At 68.5% G+C, this 20,109-nt stretch carries 19 protein-coding genes; 8 read left to right on the top strand and 11 right to left on the bottom strand.

From position 1 onward, the window contains the following. Window positions 1–134 precede the first annotated feature (134 nt). From ABZ194_RS11850 to ABZ194_RS11830, 5 genes are all read right to left on the bottom strand, one after another. Complete coding sequence (locus tag ABZ194_RS11850; protein WP_355595077.1) at window positions 135–1,127, bottom strand: Lrp/AsnC family transcriptional regulator; 993 nt, start codon at window positions 1,125–1,127, stop codon at window positions 135–137. A gap of 118 nt (window positions 1,128–1,245) precedes the next feature. Next, the gene (locus tag ABZ194_RS11845; RefSeq protein WP_355595075.1) at window positions 1,246–1,920 is read right to left on the bottom strand and encodes an FCD domain-containing protein; all 675 of its coding nucleotides are present in this window, start codon (window positions 1,918–1,920) and stop codon (window positions 1,246–1,248) included. A 22-nt stretch (window positions 1,921–1,942) separates the two neighbouring features. After that, the gene (locus tag ABZ194_RS11840; protein WP_355595073.1) at window positions 1,943–2,290 is read right to left on the bottom strand and encodes a hypothetical protein; all 348 of its coding nucleotides are present in this window, start codon (window positions 2,288–2,290) and stop codon (window positions 1,943–1,945) included. Window positions 2,291–2,302: 12 nt separating this feature from the next. Beyond that, entirely contained in the window at window positions 2,303–3,460 is a 1,158-nt protein-coding gene (locus ABZ194_RS11835) for a steroid 3-ketoacyl-CoA thiolase (RefSeq protein WP_355595071.1), read from the bottom strand. 101 nt (window positions 3,461–3,561) lie between these two features. Further along, window positions 3,562–4,200, bottom strand: coding sequence for a TetR family transcriptional regulator (locus ABZ194_RS11830; protein WP_355595146.1), 639 nt, complete (start codon window positions 4,198–4,200; stop codon window positions 3,562–3,564). 518 nt (window positions 4,201–4,718) lie between these two features. Here ABZ194_RS11830 and ABZ194_RS11825 point away from each other — a divergent pair. Together ABZ194_RS11825 and ABZ194_RS11820 are read left to right on the top strand one after the other, a co-directional pair. After that, window positions 4,719–4,934: an OB-fold domain-containing protein gene (locus tag ABZ194_RS11825; protein ID WP_355595068.1), complete on the top strand. Its 216-nt coding sequence runs from the start codon at window positions 4,719–4,721 to the stop codon at window positions 4,932–4,934. After that, complete coding sequence (locus tag ABZ194_RS11820) at window positions 4,934–5,344, top strand: MaoC/PaaZ C-terminal domain-containing protein (RefSeq protein ID WP_355595144.1); 411 nt, start codon at window positions 4,934–4,936, stop codon at window positions 5,342–5,344. Before ABZ194_RS11825 ends, ABZ194_RS11820 begins: the two co-directional genes overlap by 1 nt. 204 nt (window positions 5,345–5,548) lie before the next feature. Here ABZ194_RS11820 and ABZ194_RS11815 read toward each other — a convergent pair whose 3' ends face one another. The 5 genes from ABZ194_RS11815 to ABZ194_RS11795 form a co-directional block, all read right to left on the bottom strand. Further along, the gene (locus ABZ194_RS11815) at window positions 5,549–6,649 is read right to left on the bottom strand and encodes a hypothetical protein (RefSeq protein ID WP_355595066.1); all 1,101 of its coding nucleotides are present in this window, start codon (window positions 6,647–6,649) and stop codon (window positions 5,549–5,551) included. A 167-nt stretch (window positions 6,650–6,816) separates the two neighbouring features. Further along, window positions 6,817–9,420: a DUF4407 domain-containing protein gene (locus ABZ194_RS11810; protein ID WP_355595064.1), complete on the bottom strand. Its 2,604-nt coding sequence runs from the start codon at window positions 9,418–9,420 to the stop codon at window positions 6,817–6,819. Then, entirely contained in the window at window positions 9,417–9,953 is a 537-nt protein-coding gene (locus ABZ194_RS11805; RefSeq protein ID WP_355595062.1) for an RNA polymerase sigma factor, read from the bottom strand. The genes ABZ194_RS11810 and ABZ194_RS11805 overlap by 4 nt, the downstream gene beginning before the upstream one ends. Further along, entirely contained in the window at window positions 9,940–10,194 is a 255-nt protein-coding gene (locus ABZ194_RS11800) for a hypothetical protein (RefSeq protein WP_355595060.1), read from the bottom strand. Before ABZ194_RS11800 ends, ABZ194_RS11805 begins: the two co-directional genes overlap by 14 nt. A 392-nt stretch (window positions 10,195–10,586) precedes the next feature. Then, the gene (locus ABZ194_RS11795) at window positions 10,587–12,527 is read right to left on the bottom strand and encodes a hypothetical protein (protein WP_355595058.1); all 1,941 of its coding nucleotides are present in this window, start codon (window positions 12,525–12,527) and stop codon (window positions 10,587–10,589) included. Window positions 12,528–12,816: 289 nt separating this feature from the next. Here ABZ194_RS11795 and ABZ194_RS11790 point away from each other — a divergent pair, with 289 nt between their 5' ends. The 4 genes from ABZ194_RS11790 to ABZ194_RS11775 are packed head-to-tail and all read left to right on the top strand — an operon-like array spanning window position 12,817 to window position 16,198. After that, window positions 12,817–13,920 carry an ATP-binding cassette domain-containing protein gene (locus tag ABZ194_RS11790; protein WP_355595056.1) on the top strand — a complete coding sequence of 368 codons (1,104 nt, stop codon included), beginning with the start codon at window positions 12,817–12,819 and terminating at the stop codon, window positions 13,918–13,920. Next, window positions 13,913–14,575 (top strand): ABC transporter permease, encoded by a 663-nt coding sequence (locus ABZ194_RS11785; protein ID WP_355595053.1) that lies wholly within the window; start codon window positions 13,913–13,915, stop codon window positions 14,573–14,575. The genes ABZ194_RS11790 and ABZ194_RS11785 overlap by 8 nt, the downstream gene beginning before the upstream one ends. After that, window positions 14,572–15,243, top strand: coding sequence for an ABC transporter permease (locus ABZ194_RS11780; RefSeq protein WP_355595051.1), 672 nt, complete (start codon window positions 14,572–14,574; stop codon window positions 15,241–15,243). The genes ABZ194_RS11785 and ABZ194_RS11780 overlap by 4 nt, the downstream gene beginning before the upstream one ends. 37 nt (window positions 15,244–15,280) lie before the next feature. Further along, on the top strand, window positions 15,281–16,198 hold the full coding sequence (locus ABZ194_RS11775) for an ABC transporter substrate-binding protein (protein WP_355595049.1): 918 nt from the start codon (window positions 15,281–15,283) through the stop codon (window positions 16,196–16,198). A gap of 290 nt (window positions 16,199–16,488) precedes the next feature. Here the strand turns inward: ABZ194_RS11775 and ABZ194_RS11770 are convergent, their stop codons facing one another. Then, the gene (locus ABZ194_RS11770; protein WP_355595047.1) at window positions 16,489–16,935 is read right to left on the bottom strand and encodes a DUF6292 family protein; all 447 of its coding nucleotides are present in this window, start codon (window positions 16,933–16,935) and stop codon (window positions 16,489–16,491) included. Window positions 16,936–18,101: 1,166 nt separating this feature from the next. Here ABZ194_RS11770 and ABZ194_RS11765 point away from each other — a divergent pair. After that, on the top strand, window positions 18,102–18,968 hold the full coding sequence (locus tag ABZ194_RS11765) for a GntR family transcriptional regulator (protein WP_355595045.1): 867 nt from the start codon (window positions 18,102–18,104) through the stop codon (window positions 18,966–18,968). 186 nt (window positions 18,969–19,154) lie between these two features. Further along, window positions 19,155–20,015, top strand: coding sequence for a GNAT family N-acetyltransferase (locus ABZ194_RS11760; protein WP_355595043.1), 861 nt, complete (start codon window positions 19,155–19,157; stop codon window positions 20,013–20,015). Window positions 20,016–20,109: the final 94 nt, after the last annotated feature.

The following is a 20,109-nucleotide window of genomic DNA, read 5'->3' as shown; positions in this document are numbered from 1 at the left end:
AAACGTGTTCTATTATGCTTCGGCGGACGAGTCAAGGGGACTCGCCTTTTCCGTCCGCCCGGGACGGGGACCGGTCCCTCGCCGGGTCCGTGCCGGTTCCCTGCCGCGGCCGACCGGCGGCCCCCGTGTCCCGGCTACCCGATCGGGCCGGCCCAGCGGTCCGAGCGGCCGTTTTTCTTGATCATGAAACCGCGCTTCAGCGGCAGGAGCATCATGCTCGTCTCGATGGCCCGTATGCCCGGCAGTCCGCCGATCTCGCGGAGGAACTCATACAGCTCGAACCGGCCGGCCACGGCGACCTGGGCCACGATCTGGTGGTCGCCCGCCACCGCCACGACGTATCTGGCCGGTGCCAGCCCGGCCAGCGCGTGCCCCACCGTCTCCACCTCGCGCTCGGCCACCCGTAACCAGAGGGCGGCCTCCACCGGCAGCCCGAGGTAGCAGGGCTCGATCTCGGCGCGGATGTGCAGGACGCCCCGGCGGATCAGCGAGTCCAGCCGGCGGCGGGCGGTGGACTCGCTGATCCCCGCGACGGCCGCGATCTCGGCGTGGGTGGCGCGGCCGCCCGCGGACACCGCCGCGATGATCCGTTCCTCCTCGGCGGAGGGCGTCTCCCCGGCCCGGCCAAGGCGTTCGGGCAGCGGGGTCCACGGCTCGCGCAGCCCCTCGGCCTCCTGCGGGGTGAGCACGTCGAGGTGCCACTCGTGAGGGGACTTGAAGTATCGCAACGCGGGGTAGGTGACGCTCTCCACCACCCCGTCGATCGTCGGGACGTCCTGGAACAGCAGATCCGTCAACACCTCATCGGAGGCCGAGAGCTCCGCCGCGCAGTCCACCGAGCCGGAGAACAGCGAGACGAACCGGGTCTGCGGCAGCTCGGCGAGCGCCGTGCCCACGCCGACCGCCGACCCGGGACGGCAGCGCAGCCGCAGCACGGCCGAGCCCATCCGCCGGTCGTCGACCAGGCTGATGATGGAGAGCACGCCCGTTTCCATCAGCCGGGTGGCCCGTCTGGCCACGTTGCGGGTCGACTCGTTCAGCACTCTGCCGATCCGGTCCCAGGTAGCCCGTCCGTTTACCTGGAGGGCGGCTACCACCCGTAGGTCGGTTCCGTCGAGCGCCTGCATGGGATCATCCTCGTCGTCGGGGAATTGGTCCGCCCCAAGCGTACGACTTTGTGATCTTTTCCGATGTGTTATCCGGTCAGGTGCCGTCACGTTATCTGGTCAGGCAAACGTGAGCCGGTTAAGCAAGTGCCTCGCGGAGCCATTCCTCGACCCCGGCGATGTGAACCGTCGCCCAGGCGCGGGCCACCTCGGGCTGGCGGGCGGCGATGGCGTCGCAGATCGCGGTGTGCTGCTCGCGGGTCTTCTCCATGGCGTTCTTCTGGCTGAGGCCCCGCCAGATACGGGCCCGGGTGGTCGGGCCCGCCAGGCTCTCCACGAAGGAGCAGAGCACCGCGTTGCCCGAGCCCGCCGCGATGCGGTGGTGAAACTCCAGGTCGCCGGCGACGAGCTGCTCGATGCTGGGGTCCTCGGGCAGCGAGTCGAGGATCTTGCGCAGCTCGGCGATCTCGGACTCGGTCATCCGCGTCGCGGCCATCGCGGTCGCCGCCGGCTCCAGGATCCGCCGGACCTGGAAGAACTGCAGCACGGTGTCGTCCTGGTGGAAGTCCACCACGAACGCCATCGCGTCCAGCAGCAGCCGGGGCTCCAGGCTGGTCACGTAGGTGCCGTCGCCCTGGCGCACGTCCAGCACGTTGATCAGGGCCAGTGCGCGGACGGCCTCGCGCAGGGAGTTGCGCGACAGGCCGAGCCGCTCGGCCAGGTCCGCCTCCTTGGGCAGCCTGCTGCCCGGGCAGAGCTCACCCGAGAGGATCATTTCCTTGATCCTGTCGATAGCGGTATCGGTGACCGCCACACTTCACCATCCTCGAAGGGGCTCAGACATCGGATGTCTCGGAGTGTACGGCGAAGCGAACCGGATCCACCCCCGGGATGCGGCGGATCGCACCCCGGACATCCAGGGTACGCAGGTGGGCCGCCGCCTCTCCGGCGGCCATGCCCCGCAGTGTCGCCGGCGGCTCAGCCCAGGTCCGGTTCCAGGTCACCCGGAAGGCCGCCTCCCAGATGGTGAGGGGTTCGCCGGCCTCGGCCGGCAGGGCCGTACGGGCTTCTCCTCGTGGTGCGCGCCGGCCGCCTCGGCCCGCGTCCGCCGGCACCGGCCCGGCGGGTGACTCGATCGCGTAGACCAGCGTGTAGCCGAGCGGTCCGCCGGGGGGCCTCGCCACCCGGGACGGGTCTCACAGGCGCTCAAGAACGGTGGCGGTCGCCAGGGCGCCGCCCGCGCACATCGACACCAGCGCGGTCGACGAGTCCGACCTCTCCAACTCGTGCAGAGCGGTGGTGATCAGCCGGGCGCCGGTCGCGCCGACCGGGTGGCCGAGCGCGATGGCGCCGCCGCCGGTGTTGACGCGGTCCATGTCGGGTTGGTGCACCGATGCCCAGGAGAGGACGACCGAGGCGAACGCCTCGTTCACCTCGAACCTGTCGATGTCCTCGACGGTCATGCCGGTGGCGGACAGGACCCTGGCGGTCGCGTCCACCGGCCCGTCGAGGTGGTAGTACGGCTCGGCGCCGACGAGCGCCTGGGCCAGGACGCGGGCCCGGGGGCGCAGGCCGTACCGGGTGGCGGCCTCCCGGCTCATCAGCAGCACTGCCGCGGCGCCGTCGGAGATCTGCGAGACGGTGCCCGCGGTGTGCAGGCCGCGCTCGCCCGTCACCGGGCTGAGCGTGGCCAGCCCCTCCACGGTCGTCTCGCACACCCCCTGGTCCCTGTTCACGGTGAGGCTCTCGCCGGTCGGCTCGCCGTTCTCGCCGAGGACCGGCGCGGTCACCGTGACGATCTCCCGGTCGAACCGGCCTTCGGCCCACGCCTTGGCGGCCAGCCGCTGGGACCGGGCGCCGAACCGGTCGAGCCGTTCGCGGGTCAGTCCGCGCCGCTGCGCGATCCGCTCGGCGGCGACGAACTGGTCCGGCAGGTCGATGGACCAGTCGTCGGGCCGGGGCCTGGCCGGGAGCACGTTGCTGCCGAGCGGTACCCGGCTCATCGCCTCGACGCCGCAGGCGATGCCGACGTCGATGACGCCGGACTGGATGAGGGCGGCGACCAGGTGCACGGCCTGCTGGGAGGAGCCGCACTGCGCGTCGAGCGTGGTCACCCCCGTCCGGTACGGCAGGCCCGCGTACAGCCAGGCGTGCCGCCCGACGTGCTCACCCTGCTCACCCGACTGGGTGACGCATCCGGCGAACACCTGGCCCACGATCGCCGGGTCGATCCCCGCCCTGTCCACCAGGCCGGTCAGCGCCGTGGCGAGGAGCGCCTGGGGCTTCAGCCCCGCCAGCCGGCCGTGGCGCCTGCCGATGGGGGTTCGCACGGCTTCGACGATCACTGCGCCCATACAGATCTCCTCGCCCGGTGGCCCGGAGCCCGCGAGCCGGTCCCCTGGCACGCTTTCCAGAACGTCGCTCTGGTTGCCTTCGATTGAGACAGTAACGGGTTCTAGTTTGACGTGGAAGGAGGGGGTTGGAAATCGGCGAGCAGCCGGACGGCGGCGATCTCGATGCGGTGCTGGATCTGCTCGTACGTGCGGCGGCCCCTGAGTATCTCCAGCAATTCGTGCACCCAGATACTCGCCAGTGAGCCGACCAGGGCGTACTGCTCCTCGGTGGCCGTCTCGGCGCTGGGCTTCCCCCCGGCCACGCGTAGCAGCAGGTCCGTCATGCGGTCTCCGAACGGCGTGTCCACCTCGGCCAGGATCAGCGAGCGGATCAGCGCGTCGGCCAGCTCGGGCTCGCGCATCAGGCCGCGGGTGGCGCGCATCAGGACGTCCACGGCGCGTCCGGCCGCGGTGGTCGCGCTGGGCGGGCGGCGCTCGATGCTCCCCTCCAGCAGGTCGATCTCCTCGCCGACCACCGCCACGACCAGGTCCATCTTGGAGGGGAAGTAGCGGTAGAGGGTGCCGAGGGCGACCCCCGCGCGCTCGGCGACGGTGCGCATCTGCATGGCCTCGACGCCGCCCCGGGAGGCGAGCGCGGCGGCGGCCTGGACGATGCGCCTGCGCCGCTGGTGCTGGCTTCTGGTGCGGACGCCGGTGGACGCCGGTTCGCTCTGCGCGCCGGGCGCGCCCCCGGTGGTGATCTCTCCGGCGCCGTCCTGGGCCACGCGGTCCTCGACCACGCCGTCCGGGGGCGTGCCGCCCGGAACAGGGTCGCCCGGGGTCGCGTCGCCGGGGACGGCGGGACCGCCGGCGATGCCGGAGGCGCTGGGGAGGTGCGAGGCGGCCGATGCCCCGGTGGTCGCATGCGGGGTGGGCATGAGAACACGTTATCTGATTTTCGGATACGCCGACGGGTTACTGGCCAGTCACAAAGACAGTCCATCATTACATGTCACACGCGTTATGGCCCTTTATCCCCGCCTTTCGTTTCGGCCCACCATTGGGCAGATAATAGAATCTGTTCTATTTTTCCAGACGGCTGGCCTGAGCCGCGCCTCCGGGCTCGCCGCGACCGACACCGGGGTGAGGCTGTTCGCGGCCCAGACGCTCTTTCGGGTACTGAGATTTCGCCCGGGGGAGCGGAAAACCCAGCCCGAGGTCGGCAAGCCGTATCCGCTGCGGCCCGCGATCAACGGGGACACCGCCTTCTTCTGGGAGGGTGTCTCGCAGGGCGAGCTCCGGACATCCCCCGGTTCCGGGGCGCGAGGCACCCTTTGTGGTCGCCGTGGTGGAACTGCCGGAAGGTGTGCGGATAGTGGGCGGCGTCGTGGACTGCCCACCTGGAGAAGTGGGTATCGGTATGCCGTTACATGTGACATATCGCCAGACGGACGACGGACTGATCCTGCCGATGCGGGGCCCGGAGGAGTCGTGATGTGGACACTTGCCGAAAAGCGGATCGGGGTCGGCGTGACCCTTCCGGACCTGACGATCGCCCTGACCCCCACCGTGACCGTCTCGGCCGCGCCGGCGACGATGGACTTCACCCCCGTCCACCACGACGTCGAGAGCGCCCGTGCACAGGGGGCGAAGGGCATCTTCCTCAACATCCTCACCACCATGGGGCTCGTCGAGCGCTACGTCACCGACTGGGCCGGCCCCGAGGCGCTGATCCGGGGCATCAACGTCAAGCTCGGCGTCCCCGCCTACGCGGGCGACACGCTGACCTTCTCCGGCGCCGTCGCCGCCTGTGACGACGGCGAGTTCACGGTCCAGGTCCGGGGCGCGGTCAGTCTCGGCGACCACGCCTCCGGCACCGTCCGCTTCGCCCTCCCCGGCCACTGACCGATCCCCCCTCGGTCCGTAACCGCGCGGACACGGGCCGGATGCGGGTCGGGCCGCGGGGCGGCGGAGCGGCCTCGGCACCCCCGGCGTCCAGACCGCGATCCTCTACGACCACCTCACCCCGTTCGTACTCACCCAGCTGGAGGAGCCGGTCTTCGGCGGGCGGGGTGAGGCACGTCACCTCGTGGCCGGCGTGGTCCCGGCTCACCCGTCGATCCGGCGGTATTCGAGCCGCCTCCAATCCCAGCCGTAGCCGGTGACCTCGGTTACCCTGGCCACGGCGACCGTGATGTTGGTGGCGACGCAACGCCGGTAGGCGGCGTCCAGGAGCGCGCCGGCGCACAGATGGGGTGGGGCCTCGAAGTTCCGCCGTATGACCGCCTGGACCTCGGAGAACGACAGCGCGTCCGCGAACCCGGCCGTGGCGATGACGACCAGGGCGCCGGGGGTCGCGGTGAAGGTCTCCGCATCCCCCTGGGATCCGTGGTGCGCGCCGGCCGCCCGGCGGGCCGGGTCGTCCTTCGACGCGTGGACGTTGGCCAGCATTCGTCCCATGTCCGGCTGCGAGAAGACGTAGATGACCCCGTCACCCGCCTGGGCGAAGGTCAGCATCCACACGTCGTCGACCTGGGAGATCGCGGCGACACTCAGATGCGCGCCCAGCTCTTCGGAGGCCTCCGCGCCGTCTGACGCGTCCCGCAGCCAGTCGTCGGCGATGTCCAGGCTCTCCTCCAGCGACCGCACCGGATCAAGGGGATCTCGCGCGTGCCCGGAGGCCACGGCTCCCAGCGCCAGTGCGGACGCCCGGCACCCCCTCCCGGTGTCGGAGATCCCGTCGGCGACCGCGACCAGCTCGTCCTGCAGGAGAAAGCCGCCGGTGTTCTCCCCGTACTCGCCGCCGTTCGTACGGCCGGCGGCGTCGAAGTGGAGAGTTCTGAAGGGAAGCGGGCCACTCCAGTCGGGGAAGCCCGGCAGACCGGGGAGGGAGGGCAACGGTGCCTGGCCTTTTCCTCCGACGGGGCCGTCGTTCTTCTCACGGACCCGTGGAACGGTGGGGGTGGACGAGAGGTTCGGAGTCCGTGCCCGGTGTTCCCGATCATGTTCGGCCTCTTTTTTCCGGCCGGTCTCGGGAAGGGGCGGGGCAGGGTCCGGAAGCGGGAACTCCGGTGGCGGGGTCACCTCACTGAGATGGAGGTCCGGCTTCTTGCCCTTGAAGACGGCTCTATTCCATAGGGCGATATAGGCCGTGACCCCGCCGATCAGCGTCGCTGTGATCGCCACTGATGTCGCGATCAGATAGAACATCGTTCACCTCCCGGCTCGATGTGTGGTCTCCCTGTTATCAGCGTTGTCACCACTGTCGTTCCGGGGTGTGCGGCGCTGTTTCGGGTGTGCGCCGTGATGCCTCGCGGCGCACACCCGCCTGTCAGGACTTTCCGGCCGTCTGTCATCCGTCGTCCGCTCGGTGACCTTCAGCTTCTTCCCGAGGTGACCGCGGGATGCCCCTGATGCCCGACCTCGGCGTCGGGCAGCCCGCGTGCCGCTTCGGTGAGTGCGCGCCTCGCCCAGGTGAGCGCCTCCACCGGCGGCAGGCCCTCGGGAATCCGATCCCGGGGTGAACGGCTCAGCCAGCGATCGACGAGTTCTCCGAGCCGCGCGGGCACCACCGGAACGATCCGGTCCGCCCGCTCCGGTCTCACCCCGGCTTCCATCAGGCGCCGCACCCGCGTGATGTCCGAGCCGGCGTCTCCCGCCTCGCGCCGCATGGGTGGCATACCCGTCAACAGCCAGTAGGCCAGGGCGCCGACGCTGTACAGGGTGGAGGCGCCGGTGACGTCGAAGGGGCTGTCACCCACCTGCTCGGGACTGGCGAACCACTCCGTCCCGCCGGGGACGACGGTCGACGTGGCCTTTCCCGCCTCGTGCAGCCGGGAAATCCCCCAGTCGATGACCCTGATGTTGTCCGGGCCGTCCAGCACGACGTTCTCGGGCTTGACGTCGAGGTGGATGATGTTCTTCGTGCTCGCGGACTCCAGCCCGGCCAGGACCTGGTCCAGGACCCACACGCTCCACCGGAGAGACACCCGGCCGCCCCGCTGCCGGACATACAGATTGAGGCTGCCGGGCCGGTAGTGGGGAGAAATAAGGTAGACGGCGCCGGAACGCCGATCCTCTCCGCAGTCGATGACCTCCCCGATATTCGGGCCTTCCAGTCGCATTCCGCGGACCTCTCTCAGGAATGTACGATAGTGCCGGTGAGTGCTTGAGGCATTGTGAAACACCTTCGCCACCATTGAACGTTCGGGGTCCGTGACATCATAGGCTCTGTAAAGCACGCCACAGGCACCGGGATCGGCCTCCAGTCGCGCGTACACCGCCCAGCGCCCGCCGAGCACCATTATCGGCGTCCGTTCGGAGGACTCCGGCGCGGGAAACGTGCCGGAGTCCTGCGCCTGATCCTTTGACGGTGTCCGATCCTTGAAAGTGAGGCCCCCGGCGGGCGGCCACAGTCGCATCTCCGCCGTGCCCGCGCCGGCCGGATTCCGATAGTGGTGTGGCGCGTTTTTCTTCTGCGCGCGCCCCCACTCCTCAAGGGCCGCCCTGTGGACCTCGTGCATGACCTTCAGTTCGTGATATCTACGGTAATAATTGTGCCGGTTGGCCTGTTCGGCCAGTTGTGCGTCGAAAATGCCTCTCTGTTTTAGTTCCCGCACGATTCCACGGAGGCGGGCGTCGTGCACCGTCAATCCGATTCCTGCTTTGAGCAGTACGGGGGCCAGGTCGATGCCGAGCAGGAGCACGGTCAGCAGAATTCGCCAGAACAGGACCTCGGAGTTCTCCCGCGTGATCTTCAGGAAGGCCCGCTCCCGATCCAGCAGGTCGACCCCGCGGTCCGCCATCGCGTCGAGTTCGCGGTTTCTCCTCAGCTGCTCCCGGCGGAGGCCGGCGATTTCCCGCTGGGACTCCCGGCGTAGCGAGGAGAGCCGGGCAGACTCCCCGTCCAGCTCACGTTCGATGCTTTTCTGCCTGGTCAGGGAGGCCCGGTAGACCGCTCCCGCCCCGGAGAGACGCGCTGAGGAGCACTTTCCGGTCAACTCGCAGCTGGTTTCACGCCGGGCCCGTTCGTACTCGTCCCTGAGGCCGGACACGACATTCATCTGCTGGTCGAGCTGCCGCTGGATGTCGTCGATCTGACGCCGGTAGGGAAGGGCGACCGCCTGTTGCCTGGCGTTCGCGGCGGTGGCCTCGTCGAGCGAGAGCTGTTCACTGATCCTGGGATGAAAGATCTGCAGCAGGATGACCTCGGAGATGAGCAGCGACACCGACGTCGCCACGGTGACACGGGTCCAGAGCATCAGGGACCGGCGCAGGTTTCCGCCGAACCGCCGGGCCGGTCGGCTCTCGGGGGGCGCGTGGGCCGGGGCGGGGAGATCGGCCCCGTCCAGCCCGTTGACCTGGCTGACGATGGACCTGTCGATCATCAGCACGAAGGCCGCGAAGAGGAGTCCTACCGGAAGCATCTTCGGAACCGACGTTCCCATTCCCATCGCGCCGATGGCGGCGGCGGTGTAGACCGCCAGACCCGCGGTGAGAAGCATCAGCAGGCCCATGGTGAGGTAGCGCTGGCGCTCGTGCGCGTTACCGATCAGCTCGCGGTCCGCTCCGGTGACGAGGACGAGGAGATCTCCGCCCCGCCGGAGGAGACCCGGCCGCCGGTCTCCATCCCCGCCGCCGGCGTCATCGGTCCTGGTGGTCCCACCGGTGGGGAGATTCTCGTCCCCGTCAGGGAAGGGGGACGGGATGGGAATGCCCCACTCCGAAAGGCCGGGGGTGCTCCCGTCCGGAAGGGGAAGCGGGATGGGCATGTCCCCGTCCGCTCTGCCGGTGCCGCCCTCGTCTTCTCGCGGCGTGGGGCGCCCGGCCTCCCGCGCCTCTTCTTCGGCTATCGCCGCTTTAAGCGCCGTGAGACCCCTGACGGTGTCGAAGCGCAGGCCCAGGCCGATCTCGGACTGTGCCTGACGGACGAGGGAATCGGCTTGTTCTGTGGCCTCGGTGACATTGCCGTCGCGTATCATGCCTGGCCCTCCTCCCAATCAAGACCGTTCAGTCCTTCGCCGTTGAACTGCTCGTTCAGTGTTTTTCTCGCGCGATTTATGTGAGTTCGCACGGTGCTGCTCTTCATTCCCAGGTATATTGCTATCTCCGCGTAGGACATCCCCTCCAGCACATGGAGTCCCAGCGTCAGACGCTGTTTCGGGGGAAGGCTCATGAGTGCCTTCACCGCCTCGTTCTTGAGTGCGCTCTCCTCTACGTGGACGAGGTTCGAGTGGTTTCTGCGGAACTGTAGCCTGTTCCGCAGCCGCTTGATCTTTCCTCTCTCGCGGTAGGTGTCGGCATACTTGTTCTTCATGACCCCTTCCGTATACTTGACCTGCTCCTCTCTGCTCCACGACTTCATCTTGTGCCACTGCCTGAAGACGGCCAGCATCGTGTCCTGGACGTCTTCTTCAAGGTCTTCGGGATCCGAGTAGAAGGGGTACCAGCGGCGGGAGAGTTCTGGAGCCCTCTCGTGGTAGAACTCCTCGAACTCCGGTTCACTTCTGTGCACTGGGGAGCTCCGGACCGAGTTGACGGATCTGGATGAAAAGCTCGGCCGCGCCGGCGGGGGTGCCCAGGAAGAAGAAAGTGCCGTCCGACCGATAGTCGATGACGCACGTTCCGTCGCGCGCGCCGTTCAGCAAAACGCCCTTCGTCGCTCTGGTCGCCGTCTCGCGGGCGATGAGCAGCCATCCGTTGACGATCGTGATCAACGTGATGCCCAGGAGCCATAGCCAGTGCACCGTCATCATGGCCCGCCCTTCGTGGTCTCGGGTGCGGTTGCCTCACCTCTCTATCGACATGGCGAACCGATCCGTCCACACGGATGATGATGATTTTTTACAAGAAGTAGGAATGGCCCCTGAGAAACGCGACACTTTCCCTATTTGGTGTCATATCTATGCGTATGGGATTTAGCTGAAAAATTCTCGCATTCCCCGCCCGGGAGCCGGACACACCCCGAGCCGCCCCCCGAGCCACACACCTTGGGCCGCGCCCCCCGAGCCGCTCATACGGGGCCGCCCGCGCAACCTACCGAACGTCCATGCGCCTTACGCTCCGAACCCGCTGCCTCCCCCATGCCATGGCGGCGGCGCGCCGGGCTGCCGCCGCCACGGGAGACGGGCCGGACGGCCCGGCGGGTTCAGGGGGTGACGATCGTCGGGACCGCGAAGAAGACGAGCATCGCGATGGCCACGCAGATCACGCAGACGATGAACCCGAACAGCTCCCACGCCCAGTCGTGCTGCTGTCTGTCCTGCGTGCTCCGGCCATCCGGCCTCTGCCTCTTCGGCCTGCGCTTGTGATGCGCTCGCCGGCTCATCCGCGCGGGGCGGAGGGAGGTCACCGTCGTCTCCGGCGTGCCTGCCGGCTCTTCCGGCGCGCCCCCCGCCCACGTGTCGTCCGGCTCCACCTCGCGCGCGCCGGCCGCTCGCGTCGGATGTGACGCCCGGTGCAGCCCCGGCCGTTCTGTGAGCGTGGCCCGGTCGGTACCCGGCACGTCCGGGGGCGCCCAATGCCCGGCGCCTGGCCGTTTCGCGTGCCGGGCACGGTCGCCGGGGACGGGGACGTCCAGTTCGTCGGCTCTCAGCGGCCAGTCGGACAGGAACGGGCGCGAAGCCTGCGCCTCCTGGTGGCCGGGAGCCGGGATCTCCAGTTCCTCGGCCGGCAGCGGCCAGCCGGCCAGGGCCGCCTCCCCGTGGGACTCTCGGTGGGACTCTCCGTGGGGCTCGGCCTCGTGGGACGCCTCCCGGGACTCTCCGGGGGCCTCGTCGTCTCTGGGAGCGGCCGCGACCAGCTTGTCAGCCCGGGTCCGGGCCGCCGGGACGAACGGCTGGAACGGTTCCTGCGCCGCGGAAGCGGCGTCAAGCGCGTCCGCCGGGGCGCGGGGGGTCTCGTCCGGCGGGCTCGCGGTGGAGCGGGAGGGAGTACCGGGCGACTCCGCGGGAGTGCCGGAAGCCTCCCCGAGGGGGGGCGTGGAGGTGCGCGGGGCCTCGCCGGGCAGACCTGCGCGGGCATGCGGAGCCTCGTCGAGCAGGTCCGCCGGGACCGGGGCCGACAGTGGCAGCGCCCCGCGAGGCTTCGGCCGCTGGAGCTTGCGACGGGGAAGCCGGGGAGCCACACCGTCGAGCGCGTTCAGCACCGAGTCCTTGAGTTTGGGCATCGGTTCGGTGACGGCCTCGTGTGCGGAGACCACCTCGGGGTCGGGCGGGGAGAAAGGGTCCGGGAACCGGTCCGGCGAGGCGGGGAAGGCGGGGAAGGCGTCTCGCGGGGAGGGCGGAGCCGAGAAGAACTCCGGAGAGGGGTGACTCGGCGGGGGGTCCGGCGGGGAGAACACGCTCGTGCTGGTCAGCGCGTCGGTCTCGGCGAGCGGTAGCGGCCAGGCCGGGGAGGTCGGCCACAACGGCTTGAGCGCGGTGAGCGACACGGGCTGGGTGATCCGCGCGGGCCGCGTGATCCGCGTGGGCCGGCTGGAGGGGGAGAGGGAGGCGGGAGCCGTACTGTGGTGCGCTCCAAGCAGAGCGGTGCGCAGTGCCGGGGAGGGAACGGCCCAGGGGGCGCGGACGAGCACGTCGCGGATCGGGGCGACGCTGAGCGCGCCGAACACGTCGGCCAGGTGGTCCGGTACCCGGGCCGAGGCCAGGGCCAGCTTCAGGGACTGGGCGAAGCGGCGGCAGGCGCTCACGGTCAGCTCGTCGGCGGTGTCGGCCGCCACGTCGAGCACCCAGGACAGTTCGGTGGCGTCCATCTCGCACACGCCGGTCAGGTACAGCACCTCGCGCTGGTGCGGGCGCAGGTCGCGCACGACTCGCTCGACGAAGGCGGAGATCGGATCGGCGCCCGGGGTGGGCGGGATGTAGACGACGTCCTGCTGCTGGATCTCGCGGCGGGCGAACGCGTAGAGCGCGGCACGTGGCGGCTCCACGTCCGGGACGTCGGAGAGGACGGCCGACAGCACCGCGGAGGCGGCGCCGGAAGCGCCGAGCTGGTCGTGGCAGTACGCGAACAGCCCGGCGGCGTGGCGGTCGTAGAGCTCGGCGATCAGTTCGCCGCGCGAGCGTTGACCGAGGAGCGGTGGGGTCACGAGACCGGTTCCTCTGGATTCGAGCGAACGTGGTGAAGAGTGAGGGCGTGAGGCCCGTGGTGTGTGTGCGGTTGGAGGGGTCGCTGCCCACGATATGGGTAATCGTGTCGAGCTGTTGAGGTTCTGCGCACTATTGAGTGCCCATTTGATAGATATCGCGCTACCCTGGGCGGCTTGGTCGGGGCCAAGGGGGGCAGGCCAGGAATGACCGCTATGGGGCTTTTGCCGCTAGGTCGTGGGGCAGTTGTGGCAGGGAGCGGCGGTCCTGCCGAGAAGCAAGAGGTTGCGCATGATCACATTTGACGGTGTCACCAAGCGATATCCGGATGGAACCGTCGCCGTGGACAACCTCCGGCTTGAGGTGCCGACGGGGGAGATAACGGTGCTCGTCGGCCCCTCGGGGTGCGGTAAGACCACCTCCCTCCGCATGATCAACAGAATGATCGACGCGACGGAGGGCCGGATCCTTCTCGACGGGGTCGACGTCAAGACCATCGACCCGCCGACGCTGCGCCGGGGGATCGGCTACGTCATCCAGCAGGCGGGGCTCTTCCCGCACCGCAAGATCGTCGACAACGTGGCGACGGTGCCCTACCTGCTCGGCTGGGACAGGAGGAAGGCCCGGGGCCGGGCCATGGAACTGCTGGAACGGGTCGGGCTCGACCCCGGGATGGCCGGCCGCTACCCCTTTCAGCTCTCCGGTGGCCAGCAGCAGCGCGTCGGCGTGGCCCGCGCGCTGGCGGCCGACCCGCCGGTGCTGCTCATGGACGAGCCGTTCAGCGCGGTGGACCCCGTCGTCCGCGCGAGCCTGCAGGAGGAGTTGCTCCGGCTCCAGGCCGAACTCAACAAGACCATCGTGTTCGTCACGCATGACATCGACGAGGCCGTCAAGCTCGGCGACCGGGTGGCCGTGCTGCGCGTCGGCGGACACCTGGCGCAGCTCGCCGACCCCCCCACGTTGCTGGCCCGGCCCGCGGACGACTTCGTCGCCGAGTTCCTCGGCCGTGACCGGGGCATCCGGCGGCTGTCGTTCGTCTCCGACGAGGGACTGAGGCTCCGCGCCGACCTGACCGTGCCCGTCTCCACCGACGTCTCCGCACTGCGCGGTACGGCGGAGCCCTGGCTGGCCGTGGTGGACGCCGACGACCGGCCGCTGGGCTGGGTGGCCGTCGGGGACCTGCCGGAGTCCGGCACCCTGGCGGGGATACGGCTCGCGCCGTACGGGTCGTTCGTCAGCGGGCGTGACTCGCTGCGCGGCGCGCTGGACGCGACGCTGCTCTCCCCCTCGGGAGGCGCGATCGCGGTGGACGACTCCGGGCGGGTCCGGGGTGTGGCCACCCGTGAGGCGCTCGACGAGGCGCTGGACAGGGTCGCCGGGGGCGCCCGTGCGTGAGGAGCCGCTGATCCGCTGGGACTGGATCGGGCGTAACTGGCCCGGTATCCAGGCCTTGCTGGAGGACCACGTCGTCATGGCGCTCGTGCCGGTCGTCGTCGGACTGCTCATCGCGCTCCCGCTCGGGCTGGCCGGCGTCCGCTGGCGCCGGCTCTACCAGCCGACCGTCGGAGCGGTGAACGTGATCTACTCGCTGCCCTCGCTGGCCGTCTTCATCGTGCTCATCCCCGTCACCGGCCTCGCCACGCGGACGACCGTCATGGTCCCGCTCACCTTCTACGCCATGGCGGTGCTGATCCCCGCCGTCGTCGACGGGCTGACCTCGGTCCCCGACCACGTGCGCCAGTCCGCGGTGGCCATGGGCTTCACCCCGCTGCGCAGGCTGCTCCGGGTGGAGCTGCCGATCGCGGTGCCCGTCGTGCTGGCCGGGCTCAGGGTGGCCGCCGTCTCCAGCATCAGCCTGGTCAGCGTGGGCGCGCTGGTCGGCAGGGGCGGCCTGGGCTACCTGTTCATCGACGGCTGGCAGCGGCAGTTCTACACCCCGATCATCGTGGGCATCGTGCTGGTGGTGATCCTCGCCGGGATCGTCGACGCGCTGCTGGTGCTGGCCCAGCGCCTGCTCACCCCGTGGGCGCGGGCGAGGGGAACGTCGTGAACTGGCTGATCGACTTCTTCGGCGACCCCGCCAACTGGTCCGGCCCGGACGGCATCCCGATCCGGCTGCTGGAGCACCTGGAGTTCTCCGCGATCTCGCTGCTCTGCGCCACGCTGATCGCCATCCCCCTCGGGCTCTGGATCGGCCACACCGGCAGGGGCGCGCTGTTCGCGATCCTGAGCGCCAACGCGGCCCGTGCCCTCCCGACGCTGGGCCTGCTCGTGCTCATCGTGCTGCTGATGGGGGTCGGCACCGGCGTCCCGGTGCTGATCCCGCTGGTGGCGCTCGCCGTACCGCCCATCCTGGTCAACACCTACGAGGGCATCCGCGGCGTGGACCCCGACCTGCGGGACGCCGCGTACGGCATGGGCCTGCGCGGCGGACAGGTCCTCGGCGGGGTGCTCGTGCCGGTCGCGCTGCCGCTCATCCTGCTGGGCCTGCGGATAGCCGCGATCCAGGTGGTGTCGACGGCGACGGTGGCCGCCTACGTGGGCCTGGGAGGTCTCGGCCGTTTCATCATCGACGGTCTCGCGACCAAGGATTTCCCGAGCACGCTCGGAGGGGCGGTCCTGGTGGCGTTACTGGCCCTCATCGTCCAGCTGGGCTTCACCCTTCTCCAGCGCGTCGTGGTCTCTCCGGGGGTGAGCCGACGGCAGACCGTACGATAATGTCCCTATTCCCTCCCGTTTAGAAGGGGAAAGTACGATGAAGCGACTTTTCGGCACTGTGGTGGTCGCCCTCACCACCGTGCTCACACTTACCGCGTGCGGTGGTGGCGACCCGCTCACCAGCGCCTCCACGGGCCCGACGGGCTCGGGAGACGCGTCGGCGGCCGGGGGGAAGGTCGTCGTCGGCTCGGCCAACTTCCCGGAGAACGTCCTGCTCGCCGAGATCTACGCACAAGCCCTGGAGGCCAAGGGCGTGCGGGTTGAGAAGAAGCTCAACATCGGCAGCCGCGAGATCCTCTACGACCAGATCAAGAGCGGTGGCCTGACGGTTCTGCCGGAGTACATCGGCTCGCTCCTCGCCTTCGTCGACAAGACGACCACCGCGAAGACCGAGGACGACGTCCTGACCGGGCTCGGGGAGAGGCTCCCGGCCGAGCTGGAGGTTCTGCGGCCCGCCGCGGCCGAGGACAACAACTCGCTGACCGTCACCAAGGCGACCGCCCAGAAGAACGGTCTCACCACGATCGAGGATCTGGTCAAGGTCTCCAAGGACTACGCCGTGGGCGGTCCGCCGGAGTTCAGGTCCCGCCAGGAGAAGAACTTCAAGGACACCTACGGCCTGGAGTTCAAGGAGTGGAAGAAGACCGGTGACGCCACCGTCGACGCCCTCAAGGACGGCACCGTCCAGGTCGGCAACGTCTTCACCACCGACCCCAGGATCGTGCTCAACGACCTGGTCTCGCTGAAGGACACCAAGAACGCCTTCGCCGCCGACAACATCGTGCCCCTGGTCAACAGGGCCGGCGCGAACGACACCGTGAAGACCACGCTGAACGCCGTCTCCGCCAAGCTCGACACCGCGGGCCTGCTGGCGCTGATGAAGCGCGTCTCGGTCGACAAGGACGACGCGGCCGCGGTCGCCAAGGACTGGCTGACCCAGAACGGCCTGGCGTAACCGCCGCCCTGGCCCGGCACGGTCATCGGGGCCGGGCGCGACCGCGGATCGGCCGCGGGTGACGGCGCCCGGCCGTCCGCCCCGGATGCCGTCGGCCGGCGCCGGGCCGTCTGACACCGGGTGCCGTCCACCGGCGCCGAAGATCGCACAGCGAGCGTGCTCTTCGGCGCCGGACCCGTGCCGGCGCTCGATCGGGCCCGGGGAGACGCCTTGGCGCCGCCGCCGGGCCTTACCGTGGAACATGGGAGTTCACCGGCCGCCTGAGTCGCGGCGGATCGGTGGTCCGAGACTCAGGCGGCGAGAGCCGTTCGATGAGTCCGGGCGAGAAGCGGCTCTATCAGCCGGGTGTACTCCAGGCTGTCGTACAGTTCACGCCCGTATGGGTGTGATCCGGTGTCGTAGCCCCGAAGCTGGTCATCGAGTCCGTCGGCGAAGTCGAGGTAGGAGCGATAGGAGGGGGGCGCCGGGCGGGAGGCTTCCGTGACGAAGTCTCGCGCGACGGCCCAGGGGGCGGGGAGTACGCGATCGCCGATGTAGGTGATCTCGCTTGTGACGAGTTTGGTGCGGACCCCTCGGTGGCCGGTGACGTAGGGGGCGTACCTCCATCCCGTCACCTCGTCCCAGACCAGGGCGAGCGGTTCGGGGCCCGCGAGTTTGATCGTCGCGTCGCGGGGTTCGCAGGGGTCCGGCCACAGGTCGGTGACCTGGACCCCCTGCTGGACCAGTGCGGTCGCCACGCAGGCGATATACGCCTGAGGGAGATCTACCCAGAGCTGTGGGTACTTCTGGGGTGGAAGTGAATTTTTCACCCTTTTACCCCTTTCCGGTGGGCTTTGAGTTGAGTATCCCCTGGAAAAGGAGTGGAAGTCTGCATCGGCGGCAGAAGTAATCTCGAATGTAGCCCGCGAGGATCGGCGGGCTATCGGGTGCGACCATTCAATGGCGCTCCGTGACAACCTTCTGATTACTCAGTGGTGAGAAAGCCCTGTACTGGCTCCGCCCGACTGTCCGTGTCAAGCTGGAAGAGGTTCACCCCGGGAGAACATGCCATCGCCTTGATGGATCCCGGTGAAGGAAGTTCTCGCACCGCAGATGTCTCGCCAGACTGTACAACGGTACGAGAACCTCCGTTTCGGACGGTTCCAATCTCTTTAAGAAAAGAGATTGGAACCGTCCCCCTCCATCAGCTGCTGGATCATCTCCCAGGCCGCTCGCATGAGCCACCTGGCCGTGGCGCGAGCAATGGCCGGCCAGCGCGTGGAGGGTGCCCGCCTTTCGCCTTCATGGCGTCCCAGGGACATGCGATCCCCCATTTCCGACTTCTTGGAGAGAAGTCCCTTCCCTCGATCCCCGGCGGTGGATGGGCCGGGGCCGGTCAACCGTCCTTCGGTCAACCGCGGTGTGACCGATGGGTGGAGGGATCTTGGCGTCGGGAAGTCGGCGGGCCTCGGCCCGATCGAGGAGGAAAGCGCTCGATCGACGGCGGTGACAGGGCGATGCCTGGACGGCGCCGGGGCCGGCGGTCGGTCATATCGCTAACCCTTGAACATGTATCACCACCCCTGAAGAAGAATTTTGTGCACATAATCCCCTTGTGGGGAATTTGGCGTCCTTGTGGCCTATTGGGCTGATCATCCCAAAGGTGCCCACCGGAAAGGATGATCAGCTCGTTGCTTGGCACAAATCTGCGGGTTTCGGCTCGCCGTAGCCACAGTTTGGTTCTAGGGTCTTCTCCTGTCTCCTGGTGGTTGCGTTAACTCATACATACCGCACGGATGATAGGTGTGTAACGAAGCAAATCAGTTACATGGCTACTCCCTATCTACGCACTTGAACGACTTATACGTACTAATGGAAGGAGGTGGCGGAGCGCGTGGCGGCCGACACGACAAAGTGGCAAGAGGTGGCACGTGACCTGCGGGACCGGATGGTGGACGCGGAGCGAGACGACCACCTCGGGCCCGGTGACCAACTGCCGAGTGTGGGGGCTCTGGCCGGCGAGCGCGGCATGGCGCCAAGCACTGTGCGCAGGGCCTATGAAGAGCTGGTGAAGGAAGACCTGATCAGCAAGACGGGGCGAACGGATCGCTATCGAGTCGTCGAGGGCCGGATCATCTCGTCGACCTACGTGCTGGTCATCAACCTGTCACGGGAGGAGGGGGCGGACGTGGAGGAGGCCGACAACTCCCACCTGCCCATCGAGCTCGACGCCTACCGGGCAGCGGTGATCAAGCAGGGACTGGTCCCCCTGGTCGAGGGCCCCGAGGTACGCATGGCCGCCCCTTCCGAGACCGACCGGAAGGATTTGGTGCTGGGAGAGGACGAGCAGTTCGTCCGCCGAGCCCTCAAACGATTCTTCGCCAGAAGGTCGGCCCCGGACACCGATCCGGCTTTCATCAAAACAGGGGACGCGCCGCATTCCTACGACGTCCGTACCGTGCAACCCGGGTCGTTGCAGCGAACGTTCTACCCGGACTCCATCGCCGATCGCGCCCCCCGGCTCCACTCCGTGAAGGACATCACCGAGGGCACCATCAGGTATTTGGCCGCGCAGGGGCTGGCGCAGGTGGGCTATCGAGACGTCGTCCTCTCTCGAAACGCGACCAAGGACGAGGCCGCCTTCTTCGAGATGCGTGAGCCCGAGCCCGTGCTGGAGGTGCGCAGAGTCGCCTACGCGGGTGACGGATGTCCCCTGCGCCTGACACAGACCATCTTCGATTCGGCACGGCATCGGATCTCGTACGAGACCGGTCAGGTTCCCCGCGACTAACCGAAAGTGGGTTTTCCGCCGTTCCCCGTCATCCCGGCCTCGATACATCAAAATTCCAATCAGGCCATCCGTCCATAGCCGCAATTGTTTCCATGGGGCGACTCTCGGTTGCTATTACTGAGACTGCCGCTCGCGTGGCAGAAACGGTAATAGCATCACCCGATCCTTATCAATGGAGGCCGAAAAATGAATCCCTCGGCGTCTGAGTCAACCGATCCGAAAGTCCCGGCAGAGCTGAGGCTGGTGCTCCGAAAAGCTGACTCAGGTGAAACCGGACATATCTTCGAGCTGCTGGAAAACGCGACCGCCTGGTTGCAGAAAGTGAAGAACAAAGACCAGTGGGCGACCGACGGTGAAGGCCGCAGGGAGCGGATAAGGAAGGGGATCCGGTCGGGGCACACATGGATCGCCTGGGACGGAGAGACTCCCGTGGCGACACTGACACTGGACACCTTCGCGCCCAAGATATGGGCGAGGTGGGAACAGCGCGTCCGCGCCGGACAGACGCCGCACCGGGGCCGGGCGCGACGCCGGGCCAGAGGCGCCCTCTACGTGCACCGCCTCATCGTCAGGCGGGACGGCGGGTACGGCGGGCAGGGGGTCGGCGCCGAGCTCCTCGACTGGGCCGCGACCCGGGCCGCCGCCGACGGCCTTGAATCGGTCAGGGTCGACGTGTGGACCACGAACGTTGAATTACACCAGTACTACATCGAGCACGGCTTCAAGCCCATGGGAATATTCGACGACCTGGTTCCGGGCTACGCCGCGTGCGCGCTCTTCGAGCGCCCCGCCGAAGAACTCGGCACCCCACGCCTGGTGGTCGAAGGCCAGAGGCCCGACGCCTCTTCGGCACCCCGCGGTACAGGGGGCCACGCGATGGTAGCGGGGGCATCCGCGGTGGCGGCCACCCCCTGTGCGCCTCTCTTCTGCTCAAGGTCGTTTCTCGGACCGCCTGGAAATGAGCACCCTCCGATGCGGGGCCCCGCGCGAACCGCGTCCTCGACATCGCCGTCCACCCGCTCAACGGCGTCCCGGAACGACAGATGACCTTCCGCGGCCGGGCCGGGGGCCGGCGTGCGCCGCGGATCACACCCGCGTGGCCTCCGGCGACGAGAGACTCGGTGGTGACGGGTCGCTCCGG

It is taken from the genome of Streptosporangium sp. NPDC006007, assembly GCF_040614315.1.
In the GTDB taxonomy this organism is placed as follows: domain Bacteria; phylum Actinomycetota; class Actinomycetes; order Streptosporangiales; family Streptosporangiaceae; genus Streptosporangium.
Note: the sequence above shows the minus strand (reverse complement) of the source record. Positions and strands in the feature narration are given on the sequence as shown.

Bases quoted from the DNA above. Each gene is read 5' to 3' on its own strand.
- ABZ194_RS11850 (WP_355595077.1), bottom strand. From the start codon at position 1,127: ATGCAGGCGCTCGACGGAACCGACCTACGGGTGGTAGCCGCCCTCCAG.
- ABZ194_RS11835 (WP_355595071.1), bottom strand. From the start codon at position 3,460: ATGGGCGCAGTGATCGTCGAAGCCGTGCGAACCCCCATCGGCAGGCGC.
- ABZ194_RS11820 (WP_355595144.1), top strand. From the start codon at position 4,934: ATGTGGACACTTGCCGAAAAGCGGATCGGGGTCGGCGTGACCCTTCCG.
- ABZ194_RS11815 (WP_355595066.1), bottom strand. From the start codon at position 6,649: ATGTTCTATCTGATCGCGACATCAGTGGCGATCACAGCGACGCTGATC.
- ABZ194_RS11810 (WP_355595064.1), bottom strand. From the start codon at position 9,420: ATGATACGCGACGGCAATGTCACCGAGGCCACAGAACAAGCCGATTCC.
- ABZ194_RS11800 (WP_355595060.1), bottom strand. From the start codon at position 10,194: ATGATGACGGTGCACTGGCTATGGCTCCTGGGCATCACGTTGATCACG.
- ABZ194_RS11790 (WP_355595056.1), top strand. From the start codon at position 12,817: ATGATCACATTTGACGGTGTCACCAAGCGATATCCGGATGGAACCGTC.
- ABZ194_RS11775 (WP_355595049.1), top strand. From the start codon at position 15,281: ATGAAGCGACTTTTCGGCACTGTGGTGGTCGCCCTCACCACCGTGCTC.
- ABZ194_RS11760 (WP_355595043.1), top strand. From the start codon at position 19,155: ATGAATCCCTCGGCGTCTGAGTCAACCGATCCGAAAGTCCCGGCAGAG.